A 23,769-nucleotide genomic window follows, 5' to 3' on the forward strand; every position below is an offset into this window, starting at 1 on the left:
GTCGTCACTTGGAGGCGCTGACGGCCGGCGCGTCCTCGCCGAGGAGCTTGCCGTCCGAGGTCTCGAACTGCCGCTTGAACGCTGCGACGGCGTCGCCGATCGCGGTCACGGTGTCGTCCGACATCTTGGCGCCCTCGCGGATGGAGGTGAGGAGCTCCTTGCGCTCGCGGCGCAGGTGGTCCAGCAGCTCTTCCTCGAAGCGGCGAATGTCCTCGACCGGTACGTCGTCCATCTTGCCGGTGGTGCCGGACCAGACGGAGACGACCTGCTCCTCGACGGGCATCGGCTGGTACTGGCCCTGCTTCAGCAGCTCGACCATGCGCTTACCGCGCTCCAGCGAGGCCTTGGAGGCCGCGTCCAGGTCGGAACCGAAGGCGGCGAACGCCTCCAGCTCGCGGTACTGGGCGAGGTCCACACGGAGCCGGCCGGACACCTGGCGCATGGCCTTGTGCTGGGCGGAGCCACCGACACGGGAGACCGAGATACCGACGTTGAGCGCGGGCCGCTGGCCGGCGTTGAACAGGTCGGACTCCAGGAAGCACTGACCGTCGGTGATGGAGATGACGTTGGTCGGGATGAACGCCGACACGTCGTTCGCCTTGGTCTCGACGATCGGGAGGCCCGTCATCGAACCGGCACCCATGTCGTCGGAGAGCTTCGCGCAGCGCTCCAGCAGACGGGAGTGCAGGTAGAAGACGTCACCCGGGTAGGCCTCACGGCCCGGCGGGCGGCGCAGCAGAAGCGATACGGCGCGGTAGGCGTCGGCCTGCTTCGAGAGGTCGTCGAAGATGATCAGGACGTGCTTGCCCGCGTACATCCAGTGCTGGCCGATGGCCGAACCGGTGTACGGCGCCAGGTACTTGAAGCCGGCCGGGTCGGAAGCCGGAGCAGCGACGATCGTCGTGTACTCCAGGGCGCCCGCCTCCTCCAGCGCACCGCGTACGGACGCGATGGTGGAGCCCTTCTGGCCGATGGCGACGTAGATGCAGCGGACCTGCTTCTTCTCGTCGCCGGAGCGCCAGTTGTCGCGCTGGTTGATGATCGTGTCGACGGCCAGGGCGGTCTTGCCGGTCTGGCGGTCGCCGATGATCAGCTGACGCTGGCCACGGCCGATCGGCACCATCGCGTCGACAGCCTTGTAGCCGGTCTGCATCGGCTCGTGCACCGACTTACGCACCATGACGCCCGGAGCCTGCAGCTCCAGCGCACGGCGGCCGTCGGTCGCGATCTCGCCGAGGCCGTCGATCGGGTTGCCGAGCGGGTCGACAACGCGGCCGAGGTAGCCCTCGCCCACACCGACCGAGAGCACCTCTCCGGTGCGCTGCACCGGCTGGCCCTCCTCGATACCGCTGAACTCACCGAGTACAACAGCACCGATCTCGCGCTCTTCCAGGTTCAGCGCAAGACCGAGCGTGCCGTCCTCGAACTTCAGCAGCTCGTTCGCCATCGCCGAGGGAAGACCCTCGATCTTGGCAATACCGTCGCCGGCCACGCTGACCGTACCGACCTCCTCGCGCGAGGCCGCGTCCGGCTTGTACGACTGGACAAAGTTCTCCAGCGCATCCCGGATCTCCTCCGGCCGGATCGTGAGCTCCGCCATCTGGGTTCCCTGCTCTCCTTGTTGGGCCTGAAGTCTTTGGGGGTCTGGGGGCGGCCCCCAGGAATCTTCTGCAATTTCTGCACGGCCCAACCGGGCCGCTCTTCTTTGTTGTGCAGTGCTGCCGGCAGCTGTCAGCCGGCCAGCCGCCGGGACGCCTCGTCGAGACGTTCGGCGATGGTGCCGTCGATGACCTCGTCGCCGACCCGCACCGAGATCCCGCCGAGGACCTCGGGGTCCACGTCCAGGTTCAGGTGCATCCGACGGCCGTAAAGCTTCGCCAGTGCGGCACCGAGACGCTGCTTCTGCCCGTCCGTGAGCGGCACCGCCGATGTGACAACGGCGACGACACGGTCCCGGCGTGCGGCAGCAAGCTTGGACAGGGTCTGCAGACCCGTCTCCAGGCTACGTCCCCTGGGGTGCGTCACGAGACGCACGACCAGACGCTCGGTCACCGGGTTGGCCCGGCCTCCGAGCAGGCTGCGCAGCAGCTCCGTCTTGGCAGCGACTGTCGCCGCACGGTCGGTGAGCGCGGAGCGCAGTGCGGTGCTCGACTCGACGATCCGGCCGAACCGGAACAGCTCGTCCTCGACGTCGTCCAGTGCACCGGCCTGCTGGGCCGCGGTCAGATCGGCGGTGGCTGCGAGCTCCTCCAGCGAGTCGACCAGGTCGCGCGAACGCGACCAGCGGGAGCGGACCATACCGGCGGTCAGGTCGGCGGCGGGGCCGTCCACCTGTCCGGCCAGCAGCCGTCCCACCAGCTCGGCCTTGGCCTCGCCCTCCCGCGCCGGCTCGGTGAGGACCCGGCGCAGGGTCACCTCGCGGTCGAGCAGCCCGGTGACCTGTGCCAGCTGGTCCGCGAGCTGCGCGGCGTCGACCGACGGGGTGTCGGTCAGCGCCTCCAGACGCTCACGTGCAGCGGCCAGCGCCTCGCGGCTCGCACCGTTCATCGCGCGGCCTCGGCCTTCGAAGCGCTGCCCTCAAGGTCGTCGAGGAAGCGGTCGACCGTACGGCTCTGCCGGGCGTGGTCCTCAAGGGACTCGCCGACAAGCTTTCCGGCCAGCTCGGTCGCGAGCTTGCCCACGTCCTGACGGAGCGCGGCGGCCGTGGCCTTGCGGTCCGTCTCGATCTGGGCGTGACCCGCGGCGACGATCTCCTCGCGCTGCCGCTGGCCTTCCGCCCGCATCTCCTCGATGATCGTGGCGCCCTGCTCGGTCGCTTCCTGGCGCAGGCGCGCGGCCTCGTGCCTGGCCTCGGCGAGCTGCGCCTTGTACTGATCGAGCGTCTGGGTCGCCTCGGCCTGAGCCTCGGCCGCCCGCTCCAGTCCGCCCTCGATCGCGTCCTGCCGCTCGTTCAGAGTCTTCTGGATATTCGGCAGAAGCTTCTTTCCGAGGAAGCCGAAGACGATGAAGAAGCAGAGCAGGCCGACAATCAGTTCCGCCGTATCGGGGATGAGCGGGTTCTCGGAGCCCCCCTCCGCCAGGAAGAGCATCATGTCTGAACCTTTCGTCGAATGTGGCTACCGGTCTGCTTCAGATCAGCTGCTGAAGACAAAGGGAACGACCAGACCGAGCAGCGCGAGCACCTCACAGAGGGCGAAGCCCAGGAACATGTTGGTGCGGATGATCGGCATGGCCTCGGGCTGGCGGGCCATGGCCTCGATGGAGTGGCCGAAGACGACGCCGATGCCGATGCCGGGGCCGATCGCGGCGAGACCATAGGCGATGGCGCCCATGCGGCCGGGGACGGTGGAAGCGGCGAGGTTAACAAGGTCGGCAGACATTTTCCGGTCTTCCTATGTGATGCGGTCCGTTGGGAGGATTCCCAGCGGAAGGGCGGTGGGACGTGCAGAAGGGTCAGTGACCCTCTTCGAGCGCTCCGCCGATGTAGATGGAGGCGAGCAGCGTGAAGATATAGGCCTGCAGGAACTGGATCAGTACCTCAAGGGCGGTCATGGCGAGCGCCAGCAGGAACGAGCCGCCTGCGACGGCCGACAGGAGCGACGGCGTCAGCAGGTACCAGCTGGCCACGCTGAACATGACGATCAGCATGTGTCCCGCGAACATGTTGGCCCACAGCCGCACCGCGAGGGTGAACGGCTGAAGAATGACCTTCTGCAGGAACTCCAGGACCACGATGAGCGGCGCGATGGGCTTGGGAAGCCCTTCGAGCCACACCAGGTTCTTGATGCCGCCGGCGAAGCCGTGCTTCTTGAACGTCAGGAACATGTAGGTGACCCACACCAGGAGGGCGAGAACCACCGGGTACGCGAAGCGCGCCGTGGAGGGGAACTGTGCCAGCGGAATGACCGACATCAAGTTCATGATCCACACGAAGAAAAAGATCGAGGTGAGGAAGGGGACGTACTTGTCGCCCTTCTTGCCGATCACTTCCCGCGCGATGCTGCGGGCCACGAAGGTGTAGCCGATCTCGCCGACCAACTGCAGCTTCCCGGGCACAAGCTTCGGCTTGTTGAACGCGGCCCAGAAGAAGCCGACCACGATCAGCATGCAGATGATCGCCAGGAGCATCGGCTTGGTGAAGTCGAAGCTGCCGATGCTGAAGATCGGCTTGAAGTCGAACGAGTGGAGGCCCGGCGCCGGGAACGCGCAGTCCGCATTGATATGGCACCCGCTTTCAGCGAGCAGCGTTTGGGCACTCACCCGTGACTCCTTCGTCGTGACGCATAAGTAACGGCAACCTTGTGTCTCAGCGCGGCTGCTGGAGCCGCTTTTCGGCACTGGGGACGTGGTGGTGTGGCGGTGCCTCCGCGGTCCGCTGGAAGCATCCACCGAGGACCGGGCATCCCGGATTCCGCGCCGTGTTCACAGCTGCCGGGCCGAGTACGCCGCCGGTCGTGAGGGCTGCGTCCTCCTCCGCTCATCAAGCGGGAGGGGCCTTCACTGGAAGCGATTCCGGACGATAGCAGACCGGGACGAACTCCCTTTAGGCCCCCCCTACACCGCATGATCAGGACTCCGTCTTCGCCAGGTCCGCCGTTCCCTTGGCGGGAACGGAAGGCTCGGGATCCACATAGAGCATGCGGCTGGTGAGACTGTGACGAACCTGGCCTCCCACCCATGCCAGCGCGGTGACCAGCAGAGTGAGGGCGAATGCGCGGCCGTTGAACAGTGTCGTGTGACCGAAGGCAACGACGAAGACACCGATGAGCAGGATCTGCACGGCATAGACGAGCAGTCCGGCCGTCATCGCCACCTGGGGCTTGTCCCGGGTGATGCGCATCAGGGCGGCGAACCCGGCCACGAAGAAGACACCGACGACGGCCAGCGCCACCAGCCCGCCGATCAGGCCCTTCTCGCCTGCGACGAACGCACTGACAACAGTGGCGACAATGCCGATGGGGGCAGCGATGATCGTCGAGCCCCGGAGGATCCGGGCGTCGTTGGACGGCATGCGAACAGCTCCAGAAGGAGTTGGGGGGTGGATATGCATGTGGTGACTGACGGCGACTCGTCGATGGTCTTACGTCGATCAGAGGTTAGCGCCGGGAGTTGCGCCGGAAGACAGCTACGGGTGGCCCAAAAGGCCTTCGCATCAAGGCCTTTCAGTGCTCCAACCGGTGGTAGTGAACGCTATCACAAACTATTTGATGAGGTCTTTACCCTGGGAGTGTGCTGCCCGTCACACATGAGAGTGAACCTGCGCGTCTGTGCATGTCCGCCGCCGGTTTGCCTGATATTGGGGCCTGTTGAGCGAAATACTCAACGCCACGTTCCGGCTTCGCGCCGATCAGGGAGCCCGGATCGGGGACCAATTGCGGTAGCCCCGTTGACGCCTGCGGGAATCGGCTCGCTTCCGTTCAAGTCGATATGCGGAACGGGATCTTCCATTTCGAGCGAATTGCCCGACTCGTCATATTCCGCCGCGCCTGCCGTCTCCGGTTCCGTTCCGGCGGCCGCGCGACGGCGCCCGCGGTAGCGGGGCGGGACGAAGCCCTGGGCCCACTTCGGAGCGCGCGGTGTGAAGCGCGGCATGAGCAGCAGTGCGAGACCGACCGCGCTCAGCGCGACGACGGCCAGCAGGATCCAGGTGGACGAGGAGCGCACCGAATAGGCCAGGGCGCCGAAGGCGAACAGGGCCGACCAGAAGTACATGATCAGCACTGCCCTGCTGTGCGAGTGGCCGATCTCCAGGAGCCGGTGGTGGAGGTGACCGCGGTCGGCGGCGAACGGCGACTGGCCGTTCCAGGTACGCCGGACGATCGCGAGCACCAGGTCCGCGAAGGGCACCGCGATGATCGTCAGCGGCATCAGGAGCGGGATGAAGACCGGGAGCATCGCGTGAGTGGCCTCACGTCCGCCGCCGAGGTTGAGGCTCATCGCGTCCGGGTCGACCTGGCCGGTGACCGAGATGGCGCCGGCCGCGAGGACCAGCCCGATCATCATCGATCCCGAGTCGCCCATGAAGATCCGGGCGGGATGCATGTTGTGCGGCAGGAAGCCCAGGCACATCCCCATCAGTACGGCGGCGAAGAGGGTCGCCGGTGCGGCGGCCTCGATTCCGTACCCGTACCAGATCCGGTACGCGTACATGAAGAAGGCAGCGGCCGCGATGCAGACCATGCCGGCCGCGAGACCGTCCAGGCCGTCGACGAAGTTCACCGCGTTGATGGTGATCACCACCAGCGCGACGGTCAGCAGAGTGCCCTGCCACTGGGTGAGCGAGACGGTGCCGACACCGGGGATGGGCAGCCACAGGATCGTCAGGCCCTGCATGACCATCACGCCCGCCGCGATCATCTGGCCGCCGAGCTTGATCAGGGCGTCGATCTCGAACTTGTCGTCCAGGACACCGATGATCCAGATCAGTCCGGCGCCGGAGAGCAGCGCGCGCGGTTCGTTCGACAGCGTGAAGACGCTGCCGAGGTTCTGCAGATGAGCCGCGACCAGCAGCCCGGCGCAGAGGCCGCCGAACATGGCGATGCCGCCGAGCCGCGGCGTCGGTTCGCGGTGCACATCACGGGCCCGGATCTCCGGCATCGCCCCGGCCATGATGGCGAACTTCCGCACCGGCCCGGTCAGGAGATACGTCACCGCGGCCGTGACGCAGAGCGTCAGCAGGTATTCACGCACGGGCTGCCCCACAGATATCGCTGGCCATCTCAGCCCCACACCTTAGCTTCGGCCTGCATAAGGTTGAGGACACACGGGTAGCTCCGATGGTTGCACGACAACCGCTCTAGCCCGAATTCGACGGAAATCTCCTGGCCAGTTCGCGGACTTCTTCACGGGTCCCTCGCTCTTCACGCAGTGCGGCCGAGAAGAACCCGGCGATCTCGGCCATCTCCGGCGCCGCCATGCCCTGGGTGGTGACGGCGGCGGTGCCCAGGCGGATGCCCCGCTCGTCACCGTAGGGCAGTGCGCAGGTGTCCAGGACCATCCCGGCCGCCGCCAGCAGGGCCCTGGCGGTCCCGCCGCCGGTGCCCAGCGGCCCCGGGTCCGCGGTGATCAGATGGGTGTCGGTCCCTCCGGTGGTGATCGCGAAGCCCTCGGCGGCCAGCCCGGCGGCGAGCACCCGGGCGTTCTCCACCACCTGGTGCGCGTACGCCGCGAACGCCGGCGCCGCGGCCTCGCCGAAGGCGACCGCCTTGGCCGCGATCGTGTGCATCTGGGCGCCGCCCTGGGTGAAGGGGAAGACGGCCCGGTCGATCCGGTCGGCGAGCTCATCCCCGCAGAGGATGAGACCGCCGCGGGGACCGCGCAGCACCTTGTGCGTGGTGGCGCAGACCACATCGGCGTACGGCACGGGGCTGGGCGCCGCTCCCCCGGCGATCAGGCCCATCGGATGGGCGGCGTCCGCGATGAGATAGGCGCCCGCCTCGTCGGCGATCTCCCGGAAGGCCGCGTAGTCGGGGTGACGGGGGTACGAGATGGAGCCGCAGACGATCGCCCGGGGCCGGTGCTGCCGCGCCAGCGTCCGTACCTGGTCGTAGTCGATGAGCCCGCTCTCCGCGTCCACGCCGTACCCGACGAAGTCGAACCAGCGGCCGGAGAAGTTGGCGGGCGAACCGTGGGTGAGATGGCCGCCGTGCGGAAGACCCATGGCCAGCACCGTGTCACCGGGGCGCAGAAGGGCCGCGTACGTCGCCAGGACGGCCGAGGAGCCCGAGTGCGGCTGGACGTTCGCATGCTCGGCTCCGAAGAGCGCTGTGGCCCGCTCACAGGCGATCCGCTCGGCGAGATCGGCCAGCTCACAGCCGCCGTGGTAGCGGGCGCCGGGGTAGCCCTCGGCGTACTTGTTGGCGAGCGAGGAGCCGAGAGCGGCCAGCACGGCGGGCGAGGTGAAGTTCTCGGCTGCGATCAGCTGGAGCGAGGTGGCCTGCCGCTCGTCCTCACCGAGGAGCACATCGGCCATCTCGGGGTCCTGCCTGCGCAGCGCCTCGAAGCCGGCGGGGTGCGGGCCCGCGGGGTGGGGTGCAGTGGTGGTGACCGGCATCGTGTGCTCCTCGGCGTCCCGTCCAATGTAGGACGGGCCGCGCGGGGGCGCCTGCCGGTGTTCTGCCGTACGGCGGACAGCTCCGCCACACCGTGGGCCGTGGTGGCGCTCAGTGCGGCGCCGCGACCCCCGTGAGCGCCGTGACCACCGGATCCAGTGCCTGGTTGATCTCGTCGCCGATCGACCGGAAGAACGTGATCGGCGCTCCGTACGGGTCGTTCACCTCGTCCGCCTCGACGGTCGGCGCCAGCAGCCACCCGCGGAGCGCGGCAGCGGCCCGGACCAGCGCCCGCGCCCGCTCCACCACGCCCTCGTCGAGCGCGTCCGGCAGCGTCGCCGGGTCTATGGCCCTCACCAGCCGGGTGAACTCCTTCAGCGTGAAGGTCCGCAGCCCCGCGGAGTGGCCCATCGAGATGACCTGAGCCCGGTGGTCGCGGGTCGCGGTGAGGACCAGATCGGCGCGGATCACATGGTCGTCCAGCAGCTCGCGGCCGAGGAAGCCCCCGGCGTCCGCGCCGTAGTCCGCGAGCACGGTCGCCGCGTTGGCCTCCATCGGGGCGCCCTCGTGGCCCCAGGTGCCGGCGGACTCCACGATCAGGCCGTCGCCGAGCCCGGTGCCGAGGCGGTCCGACAGGGCATGGCGGGTCAGCCGCTCGGTGATCGGCGAGCGGCAGACGTTGCCGGTGCTGACGTGGAGGATCCTGAACGTGCCGCCGGAGGCGGACGCGCCTATGCCACGCCCCTCAGGGGCTGTCAATTGGCCACCTCAAGGTCGGGTACCACCTTGCGCAGTTCCTCGGCGGAGAGCGCGCCCGCACGGAGCAGGACGGGGACCGTGCCGGTGACGTCGACGATGGACGACGGGACGTTGCCCGGGGTGGGGCCGCCGTCCAGGTAGACGGAGACGGAGTCGCCGAGCATCTCCTGGGCAGCGTCGCAGTCCTCCGGCGCCGGGTGGCCGGTCAGGTTGGCGCTGGAGACGGCCATCGGGCCGACCTCCGTGAGCAGCTCGATGGCGACCGGGTGCAGCGGCATCCGTACGGCGACGGTGCCACGGGTGTCCCCGAGGTCCCACTGCAACGACGGCTGGTGCTTGGCCACGAGCGTCAGCGCGCCCGGCCAGAACGCGTCGACCAGCTCCCAGGCCTGCTCCGAGAAGTCGGTGACCAGGCCGTGCAGGGTGTTCGGGGAGCCGATGAGGACAGGGCTCGGCATATTGCGGCCGCGCCCCTTGGCGTCCAGCAGATCGACGACGCCCTCGGAGCTGAAGGCGTCGGCGCCGATGCCGTACACGGTGTCCGTCGGAAGGACGACGAGCTCGCCCCGGCGGACGGCGGACGCGGCTTCACGCAGACCGGTGGTGCGGTCGGTCGCATCGTTGGTGTCGTATCGCCGTGCCATTTAGCGAGCCTCCCTGAGCAAAGCCTGAGCCTGAGAAATCTGGTCCTGAGAAATCTGGTGCGGAACCGGTCCTGCGATCGTCACGGCAGAGCCTTGCGGGCCGTGGCGAACCGGGGCCGGTTGTTCAGGTCGGGGTGGTCGGCCGCGTCGGCCCAGCCCCGTTCCTCGGTGAAGATCCACGGGACCTGGCCGCCCTGGGTGTCCGCGTGCTCGATGACGACGACGCCGCCGGGCACGAGGAGACGGTGGGCGGTGCGCTCGATACCGCGGATCGTGTCGAGGCCGTCCTCGCCGGAGAAGAGGGCCATCTCCGGGTCGTGGTCACGGGCCTCGGGTGCGACGTACTCCCACTCGGTGAGCGGGATGTACGGCGGGTTGGAGATGACCAGGTCGACCTGGCCGTCGAGTTCGGGCAGGGCGCTGAAGGCGTCGCCCTGGTGGACGGTGACCCTGGACCCCTCGGCGTTCTTCCGGGTCCAGCGCAGCGCGTCGTCGGACAGCTCCACGGCGTGCACGCGCGAGCGCGGCACCTCCTGGGCCATGGCCAGCGCGATGGCGCCGGAGCCCGTGCAGAGGTCGACGATGAGCGGTTCGACGACGTCCATCGCGCGTACGGCGTCTATGGCCCAGCCGACGACCGACTCGGTCTCCGGTCGGGGCACGAACACCCCGGGGCCGACCTGGAGTTCCAGATAGCGGAAGAAGGCGCGGCCTGTGATGTGCTGGAGCGGTTCGCGGGCCTCACGACGGGCGATGGTCTCCCAGTAGCGGGCGTCGAAGTCCGCGTCCTTGACGTTGTGGAGCTCGCCCCGCTTGACGCCGTGCACAAAGGCGGCGAGCTCCTCCGCGTCGAAGCGCGGGGAGGGCACGCCGGCGTCGGCCAGCCGCTGGGTGGCCTGGGCCACCTCGGCAAGCAGCAGGTTCATGCGGTTCTCCAGTACGGGCCGGCTACTACTGGGCGGCGGCGAGCTTGGCCGCGGAGTCCGCGTCCACACACGCCTGGATCACTGCGTCCAGGTCGCCGTCGAGCACCTGGTCCAAGTTGTACGCCTTGAAGCCGACGCGGTGGTCGGAGATCCGGTTTTCGGGGAAGTTGTATGTCCGGATCTTCTCGGACCTGTCGACGGTGCGGACCTGGCTGCGGCGCACGTCGGACGCTTCCTGCTCGGCGGCCTCCTGGGCGGCGGCGAGCAGCCTGGAGCGCAGGATGCGCATGGCCTGCTCCTTGTTCTGGAGCTGGCTCTTCTCGTTCTGGCAGGAGGCGACGACACCGGTCGGCAGGTGGGTGATGCGGACCGCGGAGTCGGTGGTGTTGACCGACTGCCCGCCGGGGCCCGACGAGCGGTAGACGTCGATCCGGAGGTCGTTGGAGTGGATCTCGACATCGACCTCCTCGGCCTCGGGCGTGACGAGCACACCGGCGGCCGAGGTGTGGATGCGGCCCTGCGACTCGGTGGAGGGCACGCGCTGCACCCGGTGCACACCGCCCTCGTACTTCAGCCGCGCCCAGACGCCGTGGCCGGGCTCGGTCGCGCCGTTGCCGCCCTTGGTCTTCACCGCGACCTGGACGTCCTTGTAGCCGCCCAGCTCGGACTCGGTGGCGTCGATGATCTCGGTCTTCCAGCCGACGCGCTCGGCGTAGCGCAGATACATCCGCAGCAGGTCGCCCGCGAACAGCGCGGACTCGTCACCGCCCGCGCCCGCCTTGACTTCGAGGAGCACGTCCTTGTCGTCGCTGGGGTCGCGCGGCACCAGGAGCAGCCGGAGCTTCTCGGTCAGCGCTTCGAGCTGCTTGTCGAGCACCTTGACCTCGGCCGCGAACTCCGGGTCGTCGTAGGAGAGTTCACGTGCCGTCTCGATGTCCTCCCCGGTCTGCTTCCAGGAACGGTACGTGGAGACGATCGGGGTCAGCTCGGCGTAGCGCTTGTTGAGCCTGCGCGCGTTGGCCTGGTCGGCGTGGACCGACGGGTCCGCGAGCTGTTCCTCAAGCGTGGCGTGCTCGCCGATCAGTTCCTCGACCGCCTCGAACATCGGGGGTTTCCTGCTTTCGTACGTCAAGAAGGGCGCTTCCGGGACGGCAAAAGCGCCGGTCCGGGCGCTCCGGTGAGGAGCGTCCGGGTACCGGCGCAGTAGCTCGCTACTTGGCGGCGGAGTCCGCGGCCTTCTTGCCGAAGCGGGCCTCGAAGCGGGCCACACGGCCACCGGTGTCGAGGATCTTCTGCTTGCCCGTGTAGAACGGGTGGCACTCGGAGCAGACCTCGGCACGGATGCTGCCTTCGGCGAGGGTGCTGTGAGTGGTGAACGAGGCACCGCAGGTGCAGCTGACCTGGGTCTCGTGGTACTCGGGGTGGATGTCGCGCTTCAAGGTGACTCCTAGTTTCGGGAGGGCGCCGGGTCGTGCGGGCGGAATTGTCCGTACGTGAACCGGGGCCAGCGGACCAGTCTGCCAGGAGTGGCCCGCCCGTCAAAATTTCGGACAGTCGGTGAACCGGGGGCGGACCGGATCTATTCCGCCCGCCACCGCGGGATCCGGCTCCCCCGGCTGTTCACGACCCCGTTACGACCTTGCCCGCGTCGCCCTTGTCGCCCGCGGAGCCCTTGGTGGCGGAGGCCGGAATCGGCTTGTCCTGCTTCAGCGCGGCCCACACCTGCTTGGACTTGGCCTCCAGCGGGATGACGCGGTTGGGGTCCGCCGGGTCGTACTCGACCGGCATCGTCACCATCTTCGTGGAGCCCGCGCCGATGCCCTTGAGGCTGTCGGCGAAGGACGCCAGGCTCTTCACGGAGCTGATGTCCGAGTCGGTGGTGACGGCCTTGGTCGCGGTGTCCGCGAGGCTGTAGAGCTTGTCGGGGCTGCTGAAGATCCCCACGTGCTTGACCTGGGTGATGAGCGCCTTGATGAAGGCCTGCTGGAGCTGTATTCGCCCGAGGTCGCTGCCGTCGCCGACGCCGTGCCTGGTCCGTACGAGACCGAGCGCGTCCTGCCCGTTGAGGGTGTGGGAGCCCGCGGCCAGATGCAGATGGCTCTTGTCGTCGTTGATGGCCTTGCTGGTGGTGACCGGTACGCCGCCCAGGTCGTCGATCAGCTTCTGGAAGCCGGCGAAGTCGACCTCCAGATAGTGGTCCATGCGGATCCCGGACATCTGCTCCACGGTCTTCACCGCGCAGGCCGGGCCACCGGTCTCGTACGCCGTGTTGAACATGGCCTGCTGGGCTCCCGGGGCGTTCGCGCCCTTGGAGGTGGTGCAGTCGGGGCGGTCGACCAGGGTGTCGCGCGGTATCGAGACCACGCTGGCCTTCTTGTGACCCTTGTACACGTGGACGACCATCGCGGTGTCCGAGCGGGCGCCGCCCTCGTCCTTGCCGTACTTGGAGTTGGCGCCGGCCCGTGAGTCGGAGCCCAGCACCAGGATGTCCATCGAACCGTTGTCGACGTTGTGCGGGCGGTCGGCGCCGAGCTGGGCGTTGATGTCGACACTCTTGAGATTGCCGTCGAGCTTGAAGTAGATGAAGCCGAGGCCACCGCCACCGAGCACGACCACTCCGGCTGCCACCCATGCCGTGATGATCAGCGCCTTCCGGCGCGAGGTGGCCTTCTTGCGGCGTGCGCCGCTGCCACGTATTCGGCTGCCCTTCTGCGGCTCGCCCATGTCCCCTCCAGCTTTCTCGGTGGTCCCGCTACCCCCTGTCCCGAAGTTCAGGCGCGGTCTGTCGTCACTAGTGAGACGACGTTTCTCGCGAAAGAGTTGCACAACGCGCTGTGACTCCGGAGCGGCCCCGACGTCACGGACGGTAGCCGGGATTTCTCCGTAAAAGCGGCCCTCACCTGGGGTTTTCTCTCCGGGGCCGCAGGCTGTCGTGAGCCGGTGCGGGGGCGTGCGCTGTGGCGAAGATCTCTGCGGGCCCGGCAGCGGCACGACGGACGGGTGAGCGGCACGTGAGCGGTGTGTGGAGGCTGTGCGTGGAGACCTGGCGTGCGGGCGGTCCGGCCGCCGTACGGGACTGGCCCGCCGCGTCACTTCCGTGACGGGGCGGGCCAGTTGACGTTCCGTGACGGAAGGTCAGTCGTTGCCGTTGCCGGACGCAGGTGTCGTCTTGGCGATCTGCATCAGGAACTCGGCGTTCGACTTGGTCTTCTTCATCTTGTCCAGCAGCAGCTCGATCGCCTGCTGCGAGTCGAGCGCGTGGAGCACCCGGCGCAGCTTCCAGACGATGGCGAGCTCCTCCGCGTTGAGGAGGATCTCTTCCTTACGCGTACCGGACGGGTCGACGTCCACAGCCGGGAAGATGCGCTTGTCGGCGAGCTTCCGGTCGAGCTTGAGCTCCATGTTGCCGGTGCCCTTGAACTCCTCGAAGATCACCTCGTCCATGCGCGAGCCGGTCTCCACCAGCGCGGTGGCGAGGATGGTCAGCGAGCCGCCGTCCTCGATGTTCCGCGCGGCACCGAAGAAGCGCTTCGGCGGGTAGAGGGCGGTCGAGTCGACACCACCGGAGAGGATGCGCCCGGAGGCCGGGGCCGCCAGGTTGTACGCACGGCCGAGGCGGGTGATCGAGTCGAGCAGCACGACCACGTCGTGACCCAGCTCCACGAGACGCTTGGCGCGCTCGATGGCCAGCTCGGCGACGGTGGTGTGGTCCTCGGCGGGCCGGTCGAAGGTCGAGGAGATGACCTCGCCCTTCACCGACCGCTGCATGTCGGTGACCTCTTCGGGACGCTCGTCGACGAGGACGACCATGAGGTGGCACTCGGGGTTGTTGACCGTGATCGCGTTGGCGATGGCCTGCATGATCATGGTCTTACCGGTCTTCGGCGGGGCCACGATCAGACCACGCTGGCCCTTGCCGATCGGCGCGACCAGGTCGATGATCCGGGTCGTCAGCACACCCGGGTCGGTCTCCAGACGGAGCCGGTCCTGCGGGTACAGCGGGGTCAGCTTCTGGAACTCCGGGCGCCCGCGGCCGGATTCGGCCGCCATGCCGTTCGCCGAGTCCAGGCGGACGAGCGCGTTGAACTTCTCGCGGCGCTCGCCGTCCTTGGGCTGGCGGACGGCTCCGGTGACGTGGTCGCCCTTGCGCAGGCCGTTCTTGCGGACCTGGGCGAGCGAGACGTACACGTCGTTGGGGCCCGGCAGGTAGCCGGAGGTCCGGATGAACGCGTAGTTGTCGAGGATGTCCAGGATGCCCGCGACGGGGATCAGGACGTCGTCGTCGGCGACCTGCGGAGCGTCACCGAACTCCTGGCGCTCACCGCGGCGGCCACGGCGGTCGCGGTAGCGGCCACGGCGGCCGCGGCGGCCTCCGTCGAAGTCGTCCTCGTTCTCGTCGGCGCGGGGGCCGTTGCCGCCCTGGTTGCCCTGGCGCTGGCCGCGCTGGCCGCCGCCCTGCTGGTCGTCGCCCTTGCCGCCGCGGTCACGGCGGTCACGGCCACCGCGCTCGCCACGGTCCTGGCGGTCGCCGCGCTCCTGGCGGTCGCCACGGTCGCCGCGCTCACGCCGGTCACCGCGCTGGCCGCGGTCCTGGCGGTCGCCACGACGCCCCTCAGCGGTGTCGGTGGCCGCCTCCGCCCTGGCCTCCTTGGAGTCCTTGGCGTCGGCCGGCGCATCGGTCTTCACGCCGGTGGCCACGGACTGCTCGGCCTCGGTCTTGACGGCCTTGGTTCCGACGGCCTTGGTCTCGGCGGCGGACGACGTGGCAGCCGCGGGCTCGGGGCTGCCGGCCTGTGCGGTGGCGCGGCGACGGCGCCGCTCACCGGTGGGCTGGTCGTCGTTGGCGGGCTGGCCGGGAATGTCGATCTGCTGCTGGCCCCCGGACTTCTCGGCCGCCGCGGGCTCGTCACCCGTACGGGACTTGGAAGTGGCGCGGCGCTTCGGCTTGGTCTCGGCCGTGTCGGTGCCGCCGGCATCGGCCTTGGCGCTCTTCGGCGCGGACGAACCGGCCTGCGCCTCCTTGATGACCTCGATCAACTGGCTCTTACGCATCCGCGCAGTGCCCTTGATGCCGAGGCCGGACGCGACCTGCTGCAGCTCGGCCAGGACCATGCCGTCGAGGCCGGTGCCGGAGCGGCGGCGCCGTGCGGTGCTGCCGGTGGCAGCACCGGCGGCGGACGCGGCCTCGACAGAGTTGTCGGCAGTCACGCCCATCAGATCGGTGGTGTCGCTCACGAAGGGTCCTTCCCTGGAGCGGGCGTCGGCCTGTCTGGCTCGGCGACCGGTTGTGCTGTCCGACTGCGGTTCTGATCTTGACTGATCGCGAACCGACGCCGGGGCGGTGGTCCGCCGGGGTACGGCGGAGGGCAAGACGTGCATGGGGTCCGGCAGAGGCCGGTTCCGGAGCGTGCTCGAAACTGCTCAGGCAGGCTGTCAGGCAGTTTGGGAGGCTCCCGGAAGAAAAGGCGGTCCCTGATGGGGACACTGAGCACCGCGCCACAAAGGCGTCGAGTACTGACTTGAGGTTAACACTACCGGATCCAACAAATATTCCCCCTCTCGTTCACCGGCAACCGGACGTGCGTCCAGGCACCCAGTGGCGGGCCGCTCAGGTACCCAGTGGCAGGACGCTCGTACCGGTGGCGTCGAGGGGCAGCCGGTTGGCCGCCCACCCTTCGCCGGCCAGGCGTGCGACCTTGTCGGCCGCACTGTTCTCGACCAGCGCGAGCACTGTGGGGCCCGCGCCGGAGATCACCGCGGGGACGCCGTCCGCCCGCAGTCGGTTGACCAGGGCCACGCTCTCGGGCATCGCCGGGGAACGGTACTCCTGGTGCAGCCGGTCTTCGGTGGCGGCCAGCAGCAGCTCGGGGCGCCTGGTCAGCGCCTCCACGAGCAGGGCTGCGCGGCCCGCGTTGGCGGCCGCGTCCACATGGGGGACGGACCGCGGGAGGAGGCCACGGGCCGTCTCGGTGAGCACCGGCCTGCCGGGGACGAAAACCACCGGAACGATGGAGTCCGCCGGATCCATCCTGATGGCGCGGGCGGTTCCGCCGTCGGTCCAGGCCAGTGTGAAGCCGCCGAGGAGGCAGGCGGCGACGTTGTCGGGGTGGCCCTCGATCTCGGTGGCGAGTTCGAGCAGGGCCTCGTCGTCGAGTTTCTCGGCGCCGCCTATGGTCACGGCCCGGGCGGCGACGATACCGGCGCAGATGGCGGCGGAGGAGGAGCCGAGGCCGCGGCCGTGCGGGATGCGGTTGGCGCAGACGACTTCGAGGCCGCGCGGCTGCCCGCCGAGCAGATCGAAGGCGGTGCGCAGCGACCGTACGAGCAGATGGCTCTCGTCGCGCGGGAGCGTCTCGGCGCCCTCACCGGCGATGTCGACGTGCAGCCCGGTGTCGGCGACCCGGACGACCACGTCGTCGTACAGCCCCAGCGACAGACCGAAGGCGTCGAAGCCCGGTCCGAGGTTGGCGCTGGTGGCAGGGGTGCGCACCCGGACGGCGGCGGCACGGAACGCGGGACCGGCCATCGCTCTGACGACTCTCCTTGTGAGACTGCGAGTCTGGTTTCGACCGCGGGATTGTTACGGGGAATTCCGCTGTGCTTTCCGGGAGAACACTCCCCCGGGACCCCTGGACCGGACAACCCCGACAGGCCGAACGGGCACCTGCGGGCCATCACAGCAGCAACACCGCGGCACATGCGGCGGGGTGGGTTGCCTACAGCTTATCGAAGGAAGGTTCTGTCGCGACATAGGGCGCACAGGAGGCGCACGATGCGTGTCGCACGCTACCCATGCGCTCCGGGCCGGACCGGGCCGCCGGACGGCCCGTCCGGCGGGTGATGCGGCAGCTCAGGGGCACAGCCGGGGCACACCTGAAGCACAACCGCACAGCCCGGGGCCCGGTCCGGACGGACGGGCCCCGGCGGGCGGGCCGGGAGCTACGGGACCAGGCCCAGCCGCTCGGCGGCCACCACGGCGTCGACCGGGACGGTGACCGGCTGCGGCGCTCCCGCGACGGCCCAGTCCGGGTCCTTGAGGCCGTTGCCGGTGACCGTGCAGACGATCCGCTGGCCGGGGTCGACCTTGCCCTCTTCAGCGGCCTTCAGCAGACCGGCGACCGAAGCGGCCGAAGCGGGCTCCACGAAGACACCCTCCTGCGAGGCCAACAGCCGGTACGCGGAGAGGATCTGACGGTCGGTGACCTCGTCGATGAAGCCGCCGGACTCCTCGCGCGCGTCGAGCGCGAACTGCCAGGAGGCCGGGTTCCCGATCCGGATCGCCGTCGCGATGGTGGAGGGGTCCTTGACGATCTCGCCGCGGACGATGGGGGCGGAGCCGGAGGCCTGGAAGCCCCACATCCGGGGGGTCCGGGTGGCCATCCTGTCCGCCGCGTACTCCTTGTATCCCTTCCAGTACGCCGTGATGTTACCGGCGTTGCCGACGGGCAGCACATGGATGTCGGGGGCGTCACCGAGCGCGTCGACGATCTCGAAGGCTCCGGTCTTCTGACCCTCGATACGGGACGGATTGACCGAATTGACCAGCGCCACCGGGTAGTTGTCCGAGAGCGAGCGGGCCAGCGTCAAGCAGTCGTCGAAGTTGCCGTCCACCTGGAGGATCTTCGCGCCGTGCACCAGCGCCTGACCCATCTTGCCGAGGGCGATCTTGCCCTGCGGCACCAGGACCGCGCAGACCATTCCGGCCCGTACGGCATAGGCGGCCGCCGAGGCCGATGTATTGCCGGTGGAGGCGCAGATGACGGCCTGCGCGCCCTGCTCCTTGGCGTGGGTGATCGCCATGGTCATGCCCCGGTCCTTGAAGGACCCCGTGGGGTTGGCGCCCTCGACCTTGAGGTGTACCTCGCAGCCGGTGCGCTCGGAAAGGACCTGCGCGGGGACGAGCGGCGTACCGCCCTCACGGAGTGTCACGACCGGTGTCGTGCTCGTGACCGGGAGACGGTCCCGGTACTCCTCGATGATGCCGCGCCACTGGTGGGTGCCCTTGGTGGTCATGGGTCCTTACTCCCCTTCAACACGCATGATGCTGGCGACACCGAGCACGGTGTCGAGCTTGCGCAGCGCCTCGACGGTCCCTGAAAGGGCGGCGTCGGGCGCGCGGTGGGTGACGACGACGAGGGATGCCTCGCCGCCTCCGTCCTGCCGGCCCTGCTGGCGTACCGTGTCGATCGATACGCCCTGCTCGGCGAAGACCGTGGCCACCTGGGCGAGAACACCCGGTTTGTCGGCCACGTCGAGGCTGATGTGGTAGCGCGTGACGACATCGCCCATGGGACTCACGGGCAGCATCGTGTACGCCGACTCGCCGGGCCCGGTGGCCTCGTTGAGCCTGTTCCGGCAGACCGCGACCAGGTCGCCGAGGACCGCGGACGCGGTGGGTGAGCCGCCGGCGCCGGGGCCGTAGAACATCAGCTGCCCGGCGGCCTCGGCCTCGATGAACACCGCGTTGTACGCCTCGCGCACCGAGGCCAGCGGGTGGCTGAGCGGGATCATCGCGGGGTGGACACGGGCGGTGACGGACTTGCCGTCGGCGGCGCGCTCACAGATGGCGAGCAGCTTGACGGTGCAGCCCATGCGCTTGGCGGACGCGATGTCGGCCGCGGTGACCTCGGTGAGGCCCTCGCGGTGGACGTCGTCGAGCCGTACCCGCGTGTGGAAGGCGATTCCGGCGAGGATCGCGGCTTTGGCCGCCGCGTCGAACCCCTCGACGTCCGCCGTCGGGTCGGCCTCGGCGTAGCCGAGCGCGGTGGCCTCGTCCAGCGCCTCCGAGTACCCGGCGCCGGTGCTGTCCATCTTGTCGAGGATGAAGTTGGTGGTGCCGTTGACGATGCCCAGGACGCGGTTCACCTTGTCGCCCGCGAGCGATTCGCGCAGCGGGCGGACGAGCGGGATCGCACCGGCCACGGCGGCCTCGTAGTAGAGGTCCCTGCCGTGTCCCTGGGCGAGCGCGTGCAGCGCGGTGCCGTCCTTGGCGAGCAGCGCCTTGTTGGCGGAGACGACGCTCGCGCCGTGCTCGAAGGCGGCGGCGATCAGCGTACGGGCGGGCTCGATGCCCCCGATGACCTCGATCACGACGTCGATGTCCCCGCGTTTGACCAGGGCCATCGCATCCGTGGTGATGAGCGAGGGGTCGATGCCCTCACGGACCTTGGAAGGGCGGCGGACGGCCACACCGGCGAGCTCGACGGGGGCGCCGATGCGCGCCGCGAGGTCGTCGGCGTGCGTCGTCATGATGCGCGCCACCTCTGAGCCGACGACTCCACAGCCCAGCAGCGCCACCTTCAGCGGACGCGTACGCATCATCCGACCTCACTTCTCATACTTCTACGTTTGGACCAGTCTCACTCACCGGACGGGGGTTTCTGTCCCCCGTCCGGATTCTGAGATGACTATTTCACTAGCCGACATCGAGGCGCAGGAGATCTTCCTCCGTCTCACGCCGGACGATCACCCGGGCCGCACCGTCCCTGACGGCGACGACGGGCGGGCGCAGCGCGTGGTTGTAGTTGCTCGCCATGGCACGGCAGTAGGCGCCGGTGGCCGGGACGGCGAGCAGGTCGCCCGGCGCGAGGTCCGCGGGCAGGAACGCGTCCTTGACCACGATGTCGCCACTCTCACAGTGCTTGCCGACCACCCGGGCGAGCATCGGCTCTGCGGTGGAGGTGCGGGAGACCAGGGCCACGCTGTACTCGGCGTCGTAGAGGGCGGTACGGATGTTGTCGGACATCCCGCCGTCGACGCTGACGTAGGTGCGCAGCCCTTCGAGCGGCTTGATGGTCCCGACCTCGTACAGCGTGAAGGCGGTGGGCCCGACGATGGCGCGCCCCGGCTCGACAGAGATACGCGGGGTGGCGAGACCGGCCGCCTCGCACTCGCGGCTGACGATCTCGCCGAGTGCCTTGGCGATCTCCTGCGGCTCGCGGGGGTCGTCCTCCGAGGTGTACGCGATGCCGAGGCCGCCGCCGAGGTCGATCTCGGGGAGCTCCACGCCGTGTTCGTCGCGCACTTCGGCGAGGAGCTGCACGACCCGGCGCGCGGACACCTCGAAGCCCGCCATGTCGAAGATCTGCGAGCCGATGTGCGAGTGGATGCCGATGAGTTCGAGCCCGTCGAGCTTGAGCGCCCTGCGCACGGCTTCGGCGGCCTGGCCGTCGGCGAGCGCGATCCCGAACTTCTGGTCCTCGTGCGCGGTGGCGATGAACTCGTGGGTGTGTGCCTCGACGCCGACCGTCACCCGGATCTGGACCCGCTGGCGCACTCCGCGGCTCTGCGCGATGTGGGCGACCCGGACGATCTCCTGGAACGAGTCGAGCACGATACGGCCGACTCCGGCCTCGACGGCCCGCTCGATCTCATCGGCGGTCTTGTTGTTGCCGTGGAAGGCGATGCGTGCGGCGGGCATCCCCGCGGCGAGCGCGGTGGCCAGCTCGCCGCCGGAGCAGACGTCGAGGTTGAGCCCCTCCTCCTGGAGCCACTTCACGACGGCGCGCGAGAGGAAGGCCTTGCCCGCGTAGAACACGTCCGCGTCCCGCCCGAAGGCGTCGGCCCAGGCCCGGCACCTGGCCCGGAAGTCGGCCTCGTCGAGGAAGTAGGCGGGGGTGCCGAACTCCTCGGCCAGCCGGGTCACTTCGATGCCGCCGACGGTGACGACCCCGTCCGCGTTACGGCCGACCGTACGCGACCAGACCTTCTCGTCCAGGGAGTTGAGGTCATCGGCGGGGGCGGAGTAGTGGCCCTCGGTGTAGACATCGGCGTGCCGGGGTCCGGCGGGGTGTGCGGAACGGCTCATCTCTTCGCTCTTTCAGATGTGTTCGGGTGCGCTGATACCGAGCAGGGACAGGCCGCCTGCCAGCACCGTCCCGGCGGCCTCGGTGAGGGCGAGCCGGGAGCGGTGGGCGGCCGAGGGTTTCTCGTCCCCGACGGGGAGCACCCCGATGTGGAACGCCAGGAAGGCATCGGCGACCACGACGAGCTGCCGGGCGATCCGGTGCCCCGCGCCGAAGGACGCGGGGGCGGTACGGGGGGTCTCGCGGGGGCCGGGGCCGGTCGCGGACTCGACGGCCGCCGGGTAGTCGGCGAGGGCGGCGACCAGCGCGGCTGCCTCGCGGTCCCGCTCGCAGGCCGCGTCGTACTCGGTTCCGTACGCGGCACGGAAGCCGAGATCACGGGCGTTGCGCAGCAGGGCGCGGCTGCGGGCGTGGGCGTACTGCACCCGGAACAGCGGATTGCTCTCGCGCCGCACCAGCAGCCCGGCGCCGGCGCCGCCGAAGAGGGCGCCCCAGCGGGCGGCGTCGAGGCGCGGGTGGTCGGTGGCGGTGGCGGACGTCCCGCGGGCCGGGCCGCCGGTGCCGGCCGGGGCCGTCGCAGGGTGCGGCTCCGTCCCGCTGCTGCCCGTCCCGTACCTGGCGCCCTCCGCGAGCACCGTGCGTACGACCGTGCCGGAGCCGTCGGGCACCAGCGTGAAGTTCAGAAAGCCCGGGCCGGTGATCTCGACCCGTTCGATCCCCCGCGTACCGGCGATCCGCTGCCGCAGGGCCTCGGCCACCGCGCGGGGGGCCATCCCGGCGGGGCCGGCGAGCTGGAGCGCCGCGCTGGTCGCGTAGTCGCCGCGCCCGCCGGGCCTGGGCCGCTCGACCCTGACCCGCTCGGGAACGGGCACGGACAGGGCACCCTCGTCGACCGCGCGGCGCACGGCGCACGCGACGGTACAGGAGAGCTCTGCGGGAGTCACAGGTCCAGCGTATGGGAGAAGGGGGGCCACTCCGCGAACCGGTTTCGCCATCCGGTCAGCCGAGGGTGCTCCCGGCCCACCCGGCGGGCCTGCTGCCGCCGGGATTGCTCCGGTCCGGCCCGCCGGCGGGTGACTGCCGGCGCATCAGCCCGCCCACGAGCCGGACCAGGTCGGCCGGCTCGAAGGGTTTGGCCAGAAAGGCGTCGACGCCGGAGGCGAGCCCGCTCTCCACCTCCTGGTGCGAACAGGCGCTGATGATCGCGAGCGGGAGCCGGCTGGTCCGCGGGTCGGCACGGAGCCGGGCGGCGGTGCGCAGACCGTCGAGACGGGGCATGACGACGTCGAGGGTGATCACATCAGGGGAGACCCGGTGGACGACTTCCAGACATTCGGCACCGTCGGCCGCGGTCACGACCTCGAAGCCCTCCAGTTCGAGATTGACCCTGATCAGCTGCCGGATGACCTTGTTGTCGTCGACAACGAGCACCCTGCCGTACGTGCCTGACACACCCACGAGCGTAGAACCGCGGCCACCACCGCGTCCGGGTTTTGCCCACTTCCACCCCGTGCGGGCACCGAACGCCGGTCACCGCCCAAACCTGTTCCTGGTCACCCCCGCTGAGCTGGTAGGGTTCTACCCGTCGCCGCTCAACGCAGCGACAACGCCCCCGTAGCTCAGGGGATAGAGCATCGGCCTCCGGAGCCGGGTGCGCAGGTTCGAATCCTGCCGGGGGCACCGTGTTTCAGGTGCCAAATAGGCCCTCTGATCAGGCAATATGCCTGACCAGGGGGCCTGTGGCGTATGTGGCGGCGCCCCACCGGAACCACCCCCTGTCCTCTGCTCCATTCGACCCGGGCAGCCAGGGCGTTGTGCGGTGGCACCGTTGCCCAGATGTGTCCGGCGGGCGCGGAGCCGGGCACCGCCCGCGCCCCGGCTTCTGTGCAACAGGCGCTCACCGCACCGGCGGGCACTGCCGTCCCATGGCCGCGCAACGTGCTTCGAAGCCCGGGGGCAGCCAGTCGCCCTGAAGCAGACGGGGGTGCGCGGGAAAGGCGGCGCGTGCGGCCAGGACGAAGACCAACGAGGCCCAGAGCGTGTGCAGTTGTACGGTCATGTAGCCGTTGCCGTACGTGTCCTGGAAGCTGCACTGGACGATCTCGGGCGCGATCAGCTCCACCGAGTCCAGGCCCGTCCAGCCCAGGTCCAGCGGGTTCTGCTGCTGGCCGAAGACCGCGCGGCGGTCGGTGACCGTGAGTTCGCCGGGGCCGTCCGGTATCCAGCGGGGTTGCGCGTCGGCGATCGCCCTGTTCCTGCGGGCCGCGTTGCCCACCGCCGAACCGACCATGCTGCCGATCACGAAGGAGGCGGAGCCGAACGCGACCGTGCTGCTGTTCACGTACGAACCGTTGCCCAGGGCCCGCCAGGTCGAGCGGGCGGCCGGGCCGACCGCCAGGGACAGTTCGCCCTGGTGGAGCCGCGCCCTCGTGGGAATCGGCGCCCGCCCGCCGATACGGCCCGCTCCGAGGTCGTGCACCAGGCCGCAGGTGTACAGCAGGTGGTCGTCCAGCACGTTCCAGCCGTGCTGCTCCGTGATGTCCGGGCCTTCCCCGCGCCACTTGGATCCCATGGTTTCCCCCGA

The 23,769-nt window shown here is 69.4% G+C and carries 21 protein-coding genes, 1 tRNA gene and 1 pseudogene; 1 reads left to right on the top strand and 22 read right to left on the bottom strand.

The features are described from left to right. Window positions 1–4: 4 nt before the first annotated feature. The 21 genes and pseudogenes from atpA to OG385_RS07670 form a co-directional block, all read right to left on the bottom strand. On the bottom strand, window positions 5–1,600 hold the full coding sequence (atpA, locus tag OG385_RS07570) for a F0F1 ATP synthase subunit alpha (RefSeq protein ID WP_266853027.1): 1,596 nt from the start codon (window positions 1,598–1,600) through the stop codon (window positions 5–7). A 131-nt stretch (window positions 1,601–1,731) separates the two neighbouring features. After that, window positions 1,732–2,547, bottom strand: a complete 816-nt coding sequence (locus tag OG385_RS07575) for a F0F1 ATP synthase subunit delta (RefSeq protein ID WP_266853029.1) — start codon at window positions 2,545–2,547, stop codon at window positions 1,732–1,734. Next, the gene (locus OG385_RS07580) at window positions 2,544–3,089 is read right to left on the bottom strand and encodes a F0F1 ATP synthase subunit B (protein ID WP_266860699.1); all 546 of its coding nucleotides are present in this window, start codon (window positions 3,087–3,089) and stop codon (window positions 2,544–2,546) included. The genes OG385_RS07575 and OG385_RS07580 overlap by 4 nt, the downstream gene beginning before the upstream one ends. 45 nt (window positions 3,090–3,134) lie before the next feature. Next, window positions 3,135–3,380 (bottom strand): ATP synthase F0 subunit C, encoded by a 246-nt coding sequence (gene atpE / locus OG385_RS07585; RefSeq protein ID WP_266853030.1) that lies wholly within the window; start codon window positions 3,378–3,380, stop codon window positions 3,135–3,137. A gap of 73 nt (window positions 3,381–3,453) precedes the next feature. Continuing rightward, complete coding sequence (atpB, locus tag OG385_RS07590) at window positions 3,454–4,260, bottom strand: F0F1 ATP synthase subunit A (protein ID WP_266853032.1); 807 nt, start codon at window positions 4,258–4,260, stop codon at window positions 3,454–3,456. A gap of 307 nt (window positions 4,261–4,567) precedes the next feature. Further along, window positions 4,568–5,011 (bottom strand): hypothetical protein, encoded by a 444-nt coding sequence (locus OG385_RS07595; RefSeq protein WP_266853034.1) that lies wholly within the window; start codon window positions 5,009–5,011, stop codon window positions 4,568–4,570. Between the two features lie 308 nt (window positions 5,012–5,319). Further along, window positions 5,320–6,702, bottom strand: coding sequence for an MraY family glycosyltransferase (locus OG385_RS07600; RefSeq protein WP_266853036.1), 1,383 nt, complete (start codon window positions 6,700–6,702; stop codon window positions 5,320–5,322). Between the two features lie 94 nt (window positions 6,703–6,796). Next, window positions 6,797–8,053: a serine hydroxymethyltransferase gene (glyA, locus tag OG385_RS07605; RefSeq protein WP_266853038.1), complete on the bottom strand. Its 1,257-nt coding sequence runs from the start codon at window positions 8,051–8,053 to the stop codon at window positions 6,797–6,799. A 109-nt stretch (window positions 8,054–8,162) separates the two neighbouring features. Then, a complete protein-coding gene (locus OG385_RS07610; protein WP_266853040.1) occupies window positions 8,163–8,810 on the bottom strand; it encodes a protein-tyrosine-phosphatase in 648 nt (215 codons plus the stop codon). Continuing rightward, window positions 8,807–9,454 carry an L-threonylcarbamoyladenylate synthase gene (locus OG385_RS07615; RefSeq protein ID WP_266853042.1) on the bottom strand — a complete coding sequence of 216 codons (648 nt, stop codon included), beginning with the start codon at window positions 9,452–9,454 and terminating at the stop codon, window positions 8,807–8,809. The genes OG385_RS07610 and OG385_RS07615 overlap by 4 nt, the downstream gene beginning before the upstream one ends. Before the next feature lie 80 nt (window positions 9,455–9,534). Beyond that, complete coding sequence (gene prmC / locus OG385_RS07620) at window positions 9,535–10,380, bottom strand: peptide chain release factor N(5)-glutamine methyltransferase (RefSeq protein ID WP_266853044.1); 846 nt, start codon at window positions 10,378–10,380, stop codon at window positions 9,535–9,537. Window positions 10,381–10,405: 25 nt separating this feature from the next. After that, on the bottom strand, window positions 10,406–11,485 hold the full coding sequence (gene prfA, locus OG385_RS07625; RefSeq protein ID WP_266853045.1) for a peptide chain release factor 1: 1,080 nt from the start codon (window positions 11,483–11,485) through the stop codon (window positions 10,406–10,408). A gap of 106 nt (window positions 11,486–11,591) precedes the next feature. Further along, complete coding sequence (gene rpmE, locus OG385_RS07630) at window positions 11,592–11,819, bottom strand: 50S ribosomal protein L31 (RefSeq protein ID WP_266853047.1); 228 nt, start codon at window positions 11,817–11,819, stop codon at window positions 11,592–11,594. A 181-nt stretch (window positions 11,820–12,000) separates the two neighbouring features. Continuing rightward, window positions 12,001–13,104 (bottom strand): LCP family protein, encoded by a 1,104-nt coding sequence (locus OG385_RS07635; RefSeq protein ID WP_266853049.1) that lies wholly within the window; start codon window positions 13,102–13,104, stop codon window positions 12,001–12,003. 411 nt (window positions 13,105–13,515) lie between these two features. Next, window positions 13,516–15,615 carry a transcription termination factor Rho gene (rho, locus tag OG385_RS07640; RefSeq protein ID WP_266853051.1) on the bottom strand — a complete coding sequence of 700 codons (2,100 nt, stop codon included), beginning with the start codon at window positions 15,613–15,615 and terminating at the stop codon, window positions 13,516–13,518. A gap of 373 nt (window positions 15,616–15,988) precedes the next feature. After that, entirely contained in the window at window positions 15,989–16,906 is a 918-nt protein-coding gene (gene thrB / locus OG385_RS07645) for a homoserine kinase (RefSeq protein WP_266853053.1), read from the bottom strand. A gap of 413 nt (window positions 16,907–17,319) precedes the next feature. After that, complete coding sequence (gene thrC / locus OG385_RS07650) at window positions 17,320–18,393, bottom strand: threonine synthase (RefSeq protein WP_266853055.1); 1,074 nt, start codon at window positions 18,391–18,393, stop codon at window positions 17,320–17,322. A 6-nt stretch (window positions 18,394–18,399) separates the two neighbouring features. Further along, a complete protein-coding gene (locus OG385_RS07655; RefSeq protein WP_266853056.1) occupies window positions 18,400–19,701 on the bottom strand; it encodes a homoserine dehydrogenase in 1,302 nt (433 codons plus the stop codon). A 94-nt stretch (window positions 19,702–19,795) separates the two neighbouring features. Next, complete coding sequence (lysA, locus tag OG385_RS07660; protein WP_266853058.1) at window positions 19,796–21,187, bottom strand: diaminopimelate decarboxylase; 1,392 nt, start codon at window positions 21,185–21,187, stop codon at window positions 19,796–19,798. Window positions 21,188–21,199: 12 nt separating this feature from the next. Further along, window positions 21,200–22,129, bottom strand: a complete 930-nt coding sequence (locus OG385_RS07665; RefSeq protein ID WP_266853060.1) for a DALR anticodon-binding domain-containing protein — start codon at window positions 22,127–22,129, stop codon at window positions 21,200–21,202. A 55-nt stretch (window positions 22,130–22,184) separates the two neighbouring features. After that, window positions 22,185–22,686 (bottom strand): annotated as a pseudogene (locus OG385_RS07670) (response regulator). Between the two features lie 107 nt (window positions 22,687–22,793). Here OG385_RS07670 and OG385_RS07675 point away from each other — a divergent pair. Further along, window positions 22,794–22,865, top strand: a tRNA-Arg gene (locus OG385_RS07675). 217 nt (window positions 22,866–23,082) lie between these two features. On the opposite strand, the gene OG385_RS07680 is transcribed toward OG385_RS07675, so the two are convergent. After that, window positions 23,083–23,757 carry a hypothetical protein gene (locus OG385_RS07680; protein WP_266853062.1) on the bottom strand — a complete coding sequence of 225 codons (675 nt, stop codon included), beginning with the start codon at window positions 23,755–23,757 and terminating at the stop codon, window positions 23,083–23,085. Window positions 23,758–23,769: the final 12 nt, after the last annotated feature.

Source organism: Streptomyces sp. NBC_01306, assembly GCF_026340465.1.
In the GTDB taxonomy this organism is placed as follows: Bacteria; Actinomycetota; Actinomycetes; order Streptomycetales; family Streptomycetaceae; genus Streptomyces.